This window comes from Aquimarina sp. I32.4, assembly GCF_002924285.1.
Classification (GTDB): Bacteria; Bacteroidota; Bacteroidia; order Flavobacteriales; family Flavobacteriaceae; genus Aquimarina.
The window spans coordinates 1-12175 of the sequence record NZ_PGUB01000119.1; the positions used below are offsets into that span (position 1 = coordinate 1).

Here is a 12175-nt window from a genome sequence, read left to right on the forward strand (position 1 = left end):
TATCATTTGGAAAACCTGAACTCTCTTGTCTTTATAGCAGATGGCGCAAGGTGGATTTGGAAATGGATAGAACAACATTATCCTGAAAGTATACAGATTGTAGATTATTATCATTGTAAAGAACATCTATGCGAATTTGCTAAACTTTACTATAAAGATGAAAAACAAAGATATAAGTGGATTGATACATGCTCAGAAATGATGCTTACCAAGGGGATTGACCCCATTATTGTAACACTTGAAAAATTACCAGAACAGCGCAAAACAACTGGAAAAAGAAACACATTGATCAACTATTATCGTAAAAATAAAGACAGAATGCAGTATCATAAATATATTGAAAAAGGGCTGATAATAGGATCGGGAGCCATAGAATCTGCTCACAAAGATGTGCTGCAACAGCGATTGAAGTTATCTGGGCAGCGATGGACTATGGAAGGTTTTCAACAAATGGCGCAACTAAGAGTAGTATATAAAAGCAAACAAGAACTCAGGATCAAACAATTATGCCAAAATGCAGCATAATGGGAAATTTGTCGTACACCCATATTATACTATAGGGAATACCAAAAATGATTTTATTCATGTATTCGGAAACCTGATGGAGGGCAGAAATGAAACCCAAAAAGCCAATCTTTCTAAAAAGATCATCCTAACTTTAAAAACAATGTTCCCCGATGTTCCTATCCTATCAATCAACCTTAGAGATTTTGAAAAATCTTCCTACTGCAATAAATCAATGGTCTAATACTATTTTATCTGCTATAAAAAATTCATATCATGAGTTCTTATCAACGTAAAACACCATTAAAAAATGATTGCTCAATAGAAAAAACGTTACTTCTTATTTCAGGAAAATGGAAACCTGCAATATTAAGTGAGCTTTTAAAAAGATCTCTACGTTTAAAGGATATACAAGAAGGATTACCTGAAGCCTCAAAAAGAGCATTGACTCAACAGTTAAAGGAAATGATAGAGGATGGCCTTATCCAAAAAAAAGATTTTAATCAATATCCTAAAAAAACCGAATACTCTATAACATCTTTAGGCAATAAACTTATCCCAGTTTTTATAGCACTCACAGAATTTGGTAATCAATTATAATAGTGCAAAACTTATCCCTTATTTGATAATTGACACAAACAAAATAGCTTTGCCCTTCAATAATTATTAAATAAAAAAAAGATGAATCAAAAAGGAGTAATACTACAGGGAAGCTCAAGAAGTAATGGAAATACCAATACAATAGCATTATTTGTAAAAGAAAAAACAGGGTTCGATATCATCGATTTAAAACCTAAAAACATCGGTCCTTTTGAGTACGATTTAAAAAACAAAGACGATGATTTTATACCTCTCTTCAAAGAAATCGTTGATAAATACGACACTCTCATTTTTGCAACTCCTGTATATTGGTACACTATGAACGGAATAATGAAAAACTTTATGGATAGAATCACTGATTGTTTAAAAACTGAAAAAGGAATAGGGCGAAAACTAAGAGGTAAAAAAATGGGATTGATCAGTTGTGGTTCTGACTCAGAATTAAAAGAAGGTTTCACCATGCCATTTATAGAAAGTGCAAATTATCTAGGGATGTCTTATTTAGGAGATATTCATACTTGGCTTGAAAATGGTGTAATCACAAGCTCTTTACAACATGAATTATATTTTTTTATTGAGAAAAAAATACAGTCATCACAACTTATAAACAAAAAACAGCTAGCTATCAAACCTTTATAATGAAAAAAAAAATAATTCAACTTCTTTATTACAACTAAAAGGTGGTTCATCATGACAAAAAATCATGAAGCAATATTTTTTATTTCACTACCTTTGATTTGGATGTTTATCAACATTACTCTTCCATTAGCCTAGAAATAAACTCTTCTTTTCTACGCGAAGCTACTGGTATTTTCTCTCCAGATTTTAAAAACACATACCCATCTTTATCATATTTATCTATAAAATTCATATTTATAATATACGATTGATGAGTTCGCATAAAAGAATTGAAATCTAATTGACCTTCGTATTCTTTCAAGGGTTTTGATGCCATATATTTCTTACCATTATCCAAATAAAAAGTAGTATATCCTTTGTCTGACTTGCAATATGTAAGTTTATCATATTCTATGACTTGATAGCCTTCTTGCAATCGCAATACAAGTTTGTTTTTTTGTTTGTGTACTAATTGATTTTTAACAATTTGAACTTGCTCCTCCTGAATCCTAGATTCGGATTTTACAGCTCTATCTATTGCATCTTCTAATTCATCAATATCTACAGGTTTTAATATATAATCTATAGCTCCATTTTTAATGGCTTGTAATGCATACTGCTCATAAGCCGTTATAAAAATAATTTTAAAATGAATGTCTCTTACTTGTTCTAAAAAATCGAAAGCATTACCATCTTTCAAATTGATGTCTAAAAAAACTAAGTCTGGTTTACAAGCTTTTGTAACTGCTACTGCATCTTTTACAGACTCACACTCTCCTAATACACTAACCTCTTTATCTAGGCTATCTATCATAGACAACAACCCTTTTCTTATGTATAATTCATCTTCGACTATTAAAGCTTTAATCATTTTTATATATATTTTTAAATGGAATTGTAAGAGTTACTTGTGTACCTTGCTCATTATATACATTTCTGTTTTCTATAACTACTCTAGAAACTTTTTTGGAACTTTTGGAAAGCATTTTTAACCGTTCTGATGTTATTTTTGTTGCTAATGATTTTTTATGATTTTCATTACTGCTCTTTATTGTAGATATACCGACACCATTGTCTTTTACAACACAAATAACCATATCTTCTTTTATGGTTATTTCCATTATTATTTCTGCATTATTAATCGGCTCTTTAAAACCATGCTCTATAGCGTTTTCTATAAAAGGTTGAATTATCATTGGAGGTATTAACAGCATATCTATATCTATCTGATCATCTGAAACAAAAACATATGAAAATTGATTTATTTTACTCATATTTTGTAAATCTACATAGCTTTCTATAGCAATTAATTCTTTAGATAATGGAACCAGTTTCTCTCTAGAGCTTTCCAAAATAAGACGTAACAATCTTGAAAACTTTGATAAATAACGTATCGCTTTTTTATCTTCTTTTTGCAATATCATTCCTTGTATAACAGAGAGTGAATTGAAAAGAAAATGAGGTGTCATTTGAGAACGTAAAAGTTGTTGTTCTGTTATTGTATTTTTATGAATAGATTTTACATTCTTATACATAAAAAAAAACACTGTAGATAATAATCCTATCACTGCAAATAGTGCTCCTATAACGATCCATAAAGTTTGTTTTTCTGAAACCTTTACTTTTTCTTTTAAAACTTGTTCTCGCTTATATGATACATCTAAAGCATTAATTTTCTCATTGATTTTTTTTCTAAAAATTTCTTCATTATTATATTCTATCAATTCTAAAAAAAATTTGGCTTTCTCTATTTCCCCTTGTTCTTTATATAAATTATAATAAGCTAAATATGCCCCTTTTTTCTTGCTTAAAGAACTGTTTTTTGACAAACTATTTGAAGCAGAGTCTAAATACTTTTTAGCAAGTTTCCAGTTTTTTTTCTTCTGATAGATTCTTGCAATGTTATTCAAACTTACACTTACTTGATTTGTATTACCTCTGATATACCTTAACTCTACACTTTCCTTTAAATATTCTATAGCTTCGTCTAATTTACTCACTCCCATAAGTGTTAAAGCATAGTTATCTTTAAAAAGAGATAGTTCTCGGTATTTTGGTAAGGTAATTTTACCGTATGTATTATATGCTTTTTGATATTTCTCTGTATGATAATACAACATACCCCATTTAAAACAAAGGTTCTGAAATTGAATAGAATCTTGTTCTCTAAAAACGGAACTGATTTCTTCACAAAACACAACTCCTTCATGCATACGATCCAAGTCTATTAAATTTTCTGCTTTTAAGTTATATGCAATCACCAAATTAGTAGTATCCTTCATTACCATACATTTTTCAATCATAACATTAGAATACACCAATCCATTATTGTATTGCTTGGTACGACCATAAGATTTGGCAACTAAAAAATACTCCCTTAAATCAAGAGAACTATTTTTTTCTTTTATTGTTAATGCTTCTATAACTTTATGGTAGTCTCTATCCTGGAAAAGTTTTTCTACATCATTCTGAGCGAAAGATTGTATCCCTATCAAGGAAATAAAAAATATAAATAAAATATCTTTCAGATTTTGTTTCATTACTAAATATAATCTACTATTTCTATTTTTAAGACAGAGAACTCTTACTGAATTTTTCTCAAACTTCACCTTTTTAAACATGGTCATCATATTTTGTCCTCCAAACTCTATAAATAGTCTATCAAGAAATACTATGACCATTTTATCTTTATTCTGCCATGAAACAAAGATAAAGGTTTTTAGAAGCGAAAGTGGAATACATTAAATCACATAGTTTTAACTATTTTTAGGTCTCATAAAACCCAAAAATATTCTTTATCAATTATTTCACAAAAATACAGAGTAAGTTTGATATGAAATATATTCGCATAGGCTGGAGTCCATTTTGGCATAGCACTATTAATAAGTGGATTCCGTTCTTCAACGGAATGACAAATCAACTCACTTCTAAATCCTGTAAGATTTTGGTAATGTACTATGATATATTCGTTAAAGAATAAAAAAACTAGGGATCAACTTTAGATAAATTGACCCCCAGACTCCCCTTACTCTATTAGTTTATTAACACTTACAACTATAGAGATTCAATCCACCAACCGTCGGAACAACATTTAATCCAGTTTAGGCCTATTGGTTCCAGAGTAATAGCTGTAGCCCTTTATCCCCTCCTTTAACTTTAGTAAGTTCTGCTGTGTTGATTTGAAGCTTTTCAAAATGTTTCATCTTAAATTATTTTAATATTATACCTACTCTATTTACAAAGCTTTTCGGTGTACGCTTCTTGTTTTATAAACTATTGTAAACATAAAAAATAGGGTAACAGGTTTTAGATGAAAATATACATTCGATAATTTTTAATAAACATTTGAGTGCTTTGAGTTTATATTTGTAATGTAATAACTTCTAAAATAAACTCAAATCAAAATATAGAGTTGAATTTACAGATCCTTTTGTAATAGTGTTTTTAGAGGAGGTTTTATCATACTATCATAGAAGTTATTAAAACTGAAAACGATATCCAAAATCAGGAAAAAAACCAATTTGATCTACTTGATCTACCTGATTCGTCAAACGATTATATCGTCGTGTAAAAATATTCGCATTATTTGTTACATTTTGTAAGTCTATATAAAACTGATGAGAACGTTTCTTTGATGTGCTATTGATTTTATACCCAAACTTCACATCCCATCTAACATAGTCATCATTTTGTGTACTAAAAGCATGTTCTTCTTGTAAAACTTCAAAACCTGCTAATTGAGAAGCTTCTAAATTTACTGGTGTATAGTATCTCCCCCCAGAAACAGTCAATTTAGTATCAAAAAATAAAACATTTTTTCTAGCTTTACCTATTGTAAATTCCTTTCCTGCAAGCAAATTTAATACATACCCATTATTAAAAGGAGTATTACGCTCTATTGCATCACTACCTTTATATTTACTTTCAAATAATGAGGTAGTCAATAAGCCATAATATCCATCTCTAAAAAATTTTTCTAAAGTCAATTCTACACCTTGATTATACCCTGTTCCTTCATTAATCAGTGCTACTCGGTCATTTTCAAATCCAAAATTCGCTCCTTCATTTAATGAAGAATAGCTAGATAAAAAAGGCTCTACTGCGGCATTATCAATATCTTGATAATACGCCTCTATTTTACCCCTCCATCCTTTACTTATTTTCACATCATACCCAAATACATAATGAGTACTTCTTACAAAGTCCAAATCTCTATTTGTTTGCTTCAATACTCCGTTAACTTCTTCATTCAAAAACAATAAGGGTAGTGAAACTGGTTGATGATGTATCCCATATCCCAAGCTAAAATGATGATTTCTTCCTATTTTATAAGTCACTCCTGCTCTTGGTTCTATCACAAATTGCTCGTTTAAGCTACTATATTGACTATGTATACCCGCATTTAATGTTAATTTCTTAGTAAGTCGAAATTGCCCTTGAATATATGGTTGAATAATCGTAAGCTCCTCATCTATATCTATAAAAGTAAACAGATCAGGGTCTCCATCACCATTATTGTCAGGTTGCTTTTCTCGATCACGTTGTACAGACTCTATTCCAAAATTTTCTATCAAGATTCCTGTTCGTAATGTACTTCTACTACTCAATTTAGAATTAAAAAGTGTAGAAAATGTAGTTCTTGATTCGGTATTATCAGATTCGGTATATTTTATAATTCGTTCTTCTGCTGTGTTTTTATTAATAAAACGATCTGCTTGAAATTCATTAGCTGCAAAAGATCTGGCGATTATAGTTTTCAAAAAAGAAGAATTCCCTATACTTACTTTATGTTTTAACCCAATAACCCCAAAGCCAGAATCTGCAAATGAATTTTCATCTTCGGCAGCAAATAGATCATCCTCGTCAATATCATCTCCAAAAAACTCAATATCAGAAAAACCTACGATTCCAAATAGTGAAAAATTACCTAATTTACTTTTACCAAAATCTATATTAAATGAAACATCGTAATAGTTAGGTATGGCAGATGTACCCCCTGCCCCTATCCCTAATATACTCGTCATAGAGTACCTTCCTGAGACTAAAAACGATCCATTATTTTTTCCTAAAGCCCCTTCTGCCATTGCTTCTAAACCACTAAAAACTCCTACTTGTCCCGTAAACTCATAGTCATCAATGTTACCTTTGCGAAATCCAAGATCAAACACACCTCCAATCGCATTACCATATTCTGATGGGAATGCAGATGTAATAAAGTCTGAATTTTTTAAAAGATTTGGGTTTAATGCAGAAACAGGACTTCCAGTAGTTCCTACAGTTGAAAAATGATTTGGACTAGGAATAGGTATCCCTTCTAATCGCCATAATAAACCTACAGGAGAATTACCCCGTATTACAATATCATTTCTACTATCATCAGGAGAGGAGACTCCTGCAAAATTTGCAGCTAATCTTCCTACATCACTTCTACCTCCAGAAAAACGAGTTACCTCTTCTAGTCCAAATTGTCTCGCAGAAACAGAAGTAAGTTTATTTATAGCTTTAGCCTTACTTGTTTCTGAGGTAATAATAATCTCATCAAGCCGATCAAAGGCTTCTGTCAATGACACATTAACTGATGCATCTTTACCAGAGGTCACCACAATATTTGGTAAGGTTACAGATTCAAAACCTATAAAACTCACTCGTATTGTTTGACGCCCCAGTGGCACGTTATCTAATACAAAATAGCCATCCATATCGGTTATCACACCTATAGCCTCTTCAACATTTAATAATTCGATTGTCGCCCCAGGTAAAGGGGCTTCTGATTGCCTATCAACAACAAAACCTTTTACGGTTCCAGTTTGAGCGCTTGCAATATATCCTAGTAATAGAACAAATATAAAAGTGAATTTTTTCATAATTTGATTAATGATTTTAATCAAAACTGTAATTTCTTCTGGAGTGGTGAAAACAGAAAATATCGAATTGGGATTTTTATGATTGAATTGTCAAAAAAAAACTTGAGTGATAAGTTATAGAGTGACACATATAGAATATTTATTCAATCTTTATCTATAACAATTCAATTCTTAATTCAACAATTGAGAGTAACTATAAACAATTAGTACCTATCTGTTATGTATATTTACCGCACTATGTCTAGAAAATTACTAGTAATCAAATGATCTCAAAAACATATCTAAAGAAATTCACATTACGTTTTCTAACTATGAATGTGATTTATTTTCTTGCCAAATCAACTGTTGATCATGATGATACTATTACTGTCATTGACCCTACAAGTATATTTTATTATTGTAGTTCTTTTTTTCTTTTGATGTTGGTTTGGGAAACTAATGATTGGCTAATAAGAAAAGAGACTAAATCTTATTCAGATAAAACTCTTGATATAAATAGTGGAATTAAGATCATTACCACAAACATGGTTATTTTTATTCCGATTGCGGCTTTTATATACTACCTAGGTATTTTCCATTTCAATCATATTTGTGAAATCTATGTTGATACTCCTTGGTTATTATTCAGAATAGATATTCTTAGAGCTATCTTACTAGCTTTTGTTGTTATTATTTTTAATCTTTTTTATTACTCGTTAGAACAAAAAAAAGAGTTAGAGAATAAGATGGATCGATTAAAAAAAGAAATGATCACTTCTAAGTATAAATCATTAAAAGATCAAATTAGCCCACATTTTTTATTCAATAGCCTAAACACTCTTACATCTCTAATGTATGAGGATAGGGATCTTGCTTCTGATTTTGTATCAAGATTAGCAACATGTTATCGATATATTCTTGATAATCGAGAAGAAGACCTAGTGAGCCTAGAAAAAGAGCTTAATTTTTTGGATTCTTTTATATTTATGATGAATATTAGGCATGAGGGAGCGTTAAGTATTAAAACCAATATATCTATCAACCCAAAAGAATATATAATACCAACATTATCCTTACAAATGCTTGTTGAGAACGCATTAAAACATAATTATTATTCTAAAGAGAAACCTTTAGAAATTAATATTGTTACTACAGACAACCATACTATTATAATTAAGAATAATCTACACATAAGAAAACAAGACAAAGAATCAACGCAACTAGGGCTTAAAAATATATCAAACAGATATTCTTTTTACACTGATAAGGAGATCATAATAACGTCTGATAACACACACTTTATGGTTACCATTCCCTTATTACCAAAAAATATAAAAGAAAGTACAATAGCAAAAGCTTAATAGAAATGACCGCAGTAATTGTTGAAGATGAAAATATTGCCTCAAGGCGTTTAGCCAATCTTATCAAAGAACTGGCTCCAGAAATAGAAATTACCGCCCAGATCACTTCTGTTGAAAACTGGGAAGATTGGTTTAAGAATAATTTATTACCTGATTTACTGTTTCTAGATATTCAATTAAATGATGGATATGGGTTTGATATCTTAGATAGTATAGAGGATCACCCTCCTGTAATATTTACTACTGCATTTAATGAATATGCTATAAGAGGTTTTAAGTACAATGGATTAGATTACCTCTTAAAACCTATAGTCAAAGAAGATTTAAAAAACGCATTGGCAAAATACCAGAAAAATATTGCTCGTATTAACAAACCTAAAGTCGAAGATAAATTTGAGCACATCAAAAACTTATTCGCCAAAGAATATAAACGTCGATTTATGGTTAAAATAGGGAACCAATTTAGCACTTTTGATGTAGATGATATTGCTTATTTTAAATCTCATGAAGGAGTCATTTTTTTACATTCACATACAGGCAAACAATATCCTATAGAATACACTATTGATCAACTTGAGGATATTCTAAATCCTATTCACTTTTTTAGGATCAACAGGAAATTTATGATTTCTGTAAAAGCAGTGATAGAAATTCATAGTTATTTCAACAGTAGATTACTTATAAAACTACATCCTATTTGTGATGAACAAATTATTGTTTCTAGAGAACGTACTTCTAATTTTAAAAAGTGGCTGGATCTTTAATTGTATATCAAAAAAAACGCCTTTTTTACAAAAGACGTTTTATATAATCATTCTAATTCTTCTGAACCTGAGTCTTTTTTAGATTTTAATCGTTTAGCATCTTTAAGACTTTTATGGATCATCCATTCTAATTGCCCATTAACACTACGAAACTCATCATCTGCCCATTTTTCAATTAACTTGAAAGTTTCGGGGTCAATTCTTAAGACAAACGATTTTTTTTTACTCATATATTATGCATGTAAAGTTCCTGCATTAATTACAGGAGTTGCTTCTTTATCTCCACACAAAACAACCATTAGATTACTTACCATAGATGCTTTTTTATCATCATCAAAATCGATAATACCATCAGAAGACAGTTTAGTTAATGCATCTTCTACCATACCTACAGCTCCTTCTACTATTTTTTTACGAGCCGCTACAATGGCAACTGCTTGTTGTCTTTTCAGCATAGAACTTGCAATTTCAGGAGCATATGCTAAATACCCTATTCTTGCCTCCATCACTTTTATTCCCGCAATAGCAAGACGTTCAGTAATTTCATTTTCTAGAGCTTCATTTACTTCCCTCATACCAGACAATAAAGTAATTTCATGCTCGCCCTCTGCGAAATTATCATAAGGATAAGAACCCGCTAGTTTTCTTACAGCAGCATCCGTTTGTACTCTAACAAATTCTTCATATTGATCCACATCAAAAGCAGCTTTATATGTATCTTCTACCTTCCACACCAAAATTACATTAATCAAAATCGGATTACCAATTTTATCATTTACTTTTACTCGTTCACTATAAAAATTTCTTGCTCGTAATGAAATTCTCTGTTTGGTATAAAAAGGATTTGCCCAAAAGAATCCATTCTTTTTAATTGTTCCTTTATATGCTCCAAAAAGCACTAATACCTTAGAACTATTAGGATTCACAATAAAAAAACCTTTTGCAATAAAAACTACTGCTACCAGTAAAACTAAAAACAAATAATTGGTTAAGATGGCAACTCCTACTATCATCATCAGTATCAAAACTAATAATATACCTAATACCGCATAACCATTATTTGTTTTTATTTCATTTTCTTTTTTCATAATAATATCATTTTGATATCACAATAATACAAAAAAAATAATTTATAAACATATTTAGATCCATAAAAATGTAATTAATCTTTAAAAGCAAAACAGTTAAATAAATTATAGGAGGATTTCATAAAAGCAAAAAACGCCTTTTTTACAAAAGGCGTTTTCACAATATTAATTAACTAAATAAAATCTCAAATCCAATTATAGGATCTCAATCAACCTTTTGGGCTGTACTTTTGCTTCTTCTTTTTTAGGGAGCTTTACAAATAATACTCCATTTTCATAAGAAGCTTCAATTTGATTCACATTTACTGTTTCTGGCAAATCGAATGCTCTTTTGAATGTGCTATAGCTAAACTCTTTTCGGGTGTATTCACTAGAATCTTTTGTTTCTTTTTCTGATGTAGATTGAGATGAAATAGTTAGCACATTATTATCTAATTCTAGATTAAAACTTTCTTTAACAAGCCCTGGAGCTGCAAGCTCAACTTTGAATTCTTCTTCTGTCTCTTTGACATTGACCGCAGGAGTATTAATACCTATTTTATTGGTATTTGTTGTTCCTCCTAACCAATCTGTTGTAAAGAAATCATCAAAAAGGAAAGGTAATCTGTCTGTTCTTTTTAGTAAACTCATTGTTTTATTTTTTTAAGTTATTTAAAATCATATTTACAATGAGTACATATCAATTTGGATTCCAATACAAAATAACTGACACTTTGACTGATTTACATAATAAAAACAGGACAAAATGACATTTTTATTTACTGTATATTGACAAAAGTTCACTCAAAACCCAACTAAGTATCTCTGAATATTTTATCAAACAACAAAAAGCCTGAAAACACTACTAGATTTTCAGGCTTCTATTTTTGAATTAAAATCACAAGATCGTCACTATTTTATCTCTAATAAAATAGCCTATCAAATCTTATTATTTGTTTAAGGCTCTAGTTTATAATTGCGTTGATATTAGTTTTTGATATTGTGCTTCGATATTTCTGTAATTCTTTATAGCGTTAACATCTAGGACAGTTTTTTGTACAAATAGCAGCGCCTTATCCTTATTGTTTTTGAGTTGCTCTTTGAGTTTAAACCAATTTAGGTACTGCTGCAGGTATTTAGTGGCTACACCCCAAAAAGCATTATCAATCCATTTTTTTATTCTATTGTGGGTAGAATTGACATGTTGTATATGGTATATTTTGTCTTTTACCCGTTGTTTTATAATTCCTTTGAGTGGATGATGTTCTATGTTTTGGTCTTTGGCAAAGCCTTTATAGCTCACATGAGCATCACTGCAAAGAATCGTCTGGCTTGTATTAGTGCGATCTCCAATAGCCTTTTGTATATCACTTTTCTTGATACGCCCCATAGTTGCAACTGTCAAATCCAAACCTGAT

At 30.3% G+C, this 12175-nt stretch carries 14 protein-coding genes; 7 read left to right on the forward strand and 7 right to left on the reverse strand.

Features of this window, described 5'->3' with window-relative positions; all coding sequences use genetic code 11:
• The 4 genes from CVD18_RS19075 to CVD18_RS19090 all read left to right on the forward strand — a co-directional run.
• The coding region (locus CVD18_RS19075; protein WP_103867103.1) for a UPF0236 family transposase-like protein at positions 1-525 on the forward strand (525 nt) is incomplete at its 5' end.
• The gene (locus tag CVD18_RS19080) at positions 515-748 is read left to right on the forward strand and encodes a 5-carboxymethyl-2-hydroxymuconate isomerase (protein ID WP_103867104.1); all 234 of its coding nucleotides are present in this window, start codon (positions 515-517) and stop codon (positions 746-748) included. The genes CVD18_RS19075 and CVD18_RS19080, both read left to right, overlap by 11 nt.
• 32 nt (positions 749-780) lie before the next feature.
• Complete coding sequence (locus tag CVD18_RS19085) at positions 781-1104, forward strand: helix-turn-helix domain-containing protein (RefSeq protein ID WP_103867105.1); 324 nt, start codon at positions 781-783, stop codon at positions 1102-1104.
• 81 nt (positions 1105-1185) lie between these two features.
• A complete protein-coding gene (locus tag CVD18_RS19090; protein WP_103867106.1) occupies positions 1186-1743 on the forward strand; it encodes a flavodoxin family protein in 558 nt (185 codons plus the stop codon).
• Positions 1744-1858: 115 nt separating this feature from the next.
• Here CVD18_RS19090 and CVD18_RS19095 read toward each other — a convergent pair whose 3' ends face one another.
• Positions 1859-2593 (reverse strand): LytTR family DNA-binding domain-containing protein, encoded by a 735-nt coding sequence (locus CVD18_RS19095; protein ID WP_103867107.1) that lies wholly within the window; start codon positions 2591-2593, stop codon positions 1859-1861.
• Positions 2586-4403, reverse strand: a complete 1818-nt coding sequence (locus tag CVD18_RS19100; RefSeq protein WP_103867108.1) for a histidine kinase — start codon at positions 4401-4403, stop codon at positions 2586-2588. Before CVD18_RS19100 ends, CVD18_RS19095 begins: the two co-directional genes overlap by 8 nt.
• 152 nt (positions 4404-4555) lie before the next feature.
• On the opposite strand from CVD18_RS19100, the gene CVD18_RS22765 reads away from it, so the two are divergent.
• Positions 4556-4702, forward strand: coding sequence for a hypothetical protein (locus tag CVD18_RS22765; protein WP_158250507.1), 147 nt, complete (start codon positions 4556-4558; stop codon positions 4700-4702).
• Positions 4703-5201: 499 nt separating this feature from the next.
• On the opposite strand, the gene CVD18_RS19105 is transcribed toward CVD18_RS22765, so the two are convergent.
• Entirely contained in the window at positions 5202-7586 is a 2385-nt protein-coding gene (locus tag CVD18_RS19105) for a TonB-dependent receptor (protein ID WP_103867109.1), read from the reverse strand.
• Positions 7587-7849: 263 nt separating this feature from the next.
• On the opposite strand from CVD18_RS19105, the gene CVD18_RS19110 reads away from it, so the two are divergent.
• Both CVD18_RS19110 and CVD18_RS19115 read left to right on the forward strand, forming a co-directional pair.
• Positions 7850-8926 carry a sensor histidine kinase gene (locus tag CVD18_RS19110; RefSeq protein ID WP_103867110.1) on the forward strand — a complete coding sequence of 359 codons (1077 nt, stop codon included), beginning with the start codon at positions 7850-7852 and terminating at the stop codon, positions 8924-8926.
• Positions 8927-8931: 5 nt separating this feature from the next.
• Positions 8932-9690 (forward strand): LytTR family DNA-binding domain-containing protein, encoded by a 759-nt coding sequence (locus tag CVD18_RS19115; protein WP_103867111.1) that lies wholly within the window; start codon positions 8932-8934, stop codon positions 9688-9690.
• Between the two features lie 47 nt (positions 9691-9737).
• On the opposite strand, the gene CVD18_RS19120 is transcribed toward CVD18_RS19115, so the two are convergent.
• From CVD18_RS19120 to CVD18_RS19135, 4 genes are all read right to left on the reverse strand, one after another.
• Complete coding sequence (locus CVD18_RS19120) at positions 9738-9920, reverse strand: Arc family DNA binding domain-containing protein (RefSeq protein WP_103867112.1); 183 nt, start codon at positions 9918-9920, stop codon at positions 9738-9740.
• Positions 9921-9923: 3 nt separating this feature from the next.
• Complete coding sequence (locus CVD18_RS19125) at positions 9924-10778, reverse strand: SPFH domain-containing protein (RefSeq protein ID WP_103867113.1); 855 nt, start codon at positions 10776-10778, stop codon at positions 9924-9926.
• A gap of 195 nt (positions 10779-10973) precedes the next feature.
• On the reverse strand, positions 10974-11408 hold the full coding sequence (locus CVD18_RS19130) for an Hsp20/alpha crystallin family protein (RefSeq protein ID WP_103867114.1): 435 nt from the start codon (positions 11406-11408) through the stop codon (positions 10974-10976).
• A gap of 319 nt (positions 11409-11727) precedes the next feature.
• The coding region (locus CVD18_RS19135; RefSeq protein ID WP_146052694.1) for an IS1595 family transposase at positions 11728-12175 on the reverse strand (448 nt) is incomplete at its 5' end.

What these genes read in the sequence shown, in the direction of transcription:
- CVD18_RS19085 (WP_103867105.1), top strand. Translation starts at nt 781, where the DNA reads ATGAGTTCTTATCAACGTAAAACACCATTAAAAAATGATTGCTCAATA.
- CVD18_RS19100 (WP_103867108.1), bottom strand. Translation starts at nt 4,403, where the DNA reads ATGGTCATAGTATTTCTTGATAGACTATTTATAGAGTTTGGAGGACAA.
- CVD18_RS19125 (WP_103867113.1), bottom strand. Translation starts at nt 10,778, where the DNA reads ATGAAAAAAGAAAATGAAATAAAAACAAATAATGGTTATGCGGTATTA.
- CVD18_RS19090 (WP_103867106.1), top strand. Translation starts at nt 1,186, where the DNA reads ATGAATCAAAAAGGAGTAATACTACAGGGAAGCTCAAGAAGTAATGGA.
- CVD18_RS22765 (WP_158250507.1), top strand. Translation starts at nt 4,556, where the DNA reads ATGAAATATATTCGCATAGGCTGGAGTCCATTTTGGCATAGCACTATT.
- CVD18_RS19080 (WP_103867104.1), top strand. Translation starts at nt 515, where the DNA reads ATGCAGCATAATGGGAAATTTGTCGTACACCCATATTATACTATAGGG.
- CVD18_RS19095 (WP_103867107.1), bottom strand. Translation starts at nt 2,593, where the DNA reads ATGATTAAAGCTTTAATAGTCGAAGATGAATTATACATAAGAAAAGGG.
- CVD18_RS19110 (WP_103867110.1), top strand. Translation starts at nt 7,850, where the DNA reads ATGATCTCAAAAACATATCTAAAGAAATTCACATTACGTTTTCTAACT.
- CVD18_RS19115 (WP_103867111.1), top strand. Translation starts at nt 8,932, where the DNA reads ATGACCGCAGTAATTGTTGAAGATGAAAATATTGCCTCAAGGCGTTTA.
- CVD18_RS19120 (WP_103867112.1), bottom strand. Translation starts at nt 9,920, where the DNA reads ATGAGTAAAAAAAAATCGTTTGTCTTAAGAATTGACCCCGAAACTTTC.
- CVD18_RS19105 (WP_103867109.1), bottom strand. Translation starts at nt 7,586, where the DNA reads ATGAAAAAATTCACTTTTATATTTGTTCTATTACTAGGATATATTGCA.
- CVD18_RS19130 (WP_103867114.1), bottom strand. Translation starts at nt 11,408, where the DNA reads ATGAGTTTACTAAAAAGAACAGACAGATTACCTTTCCTTTTTGATGAT.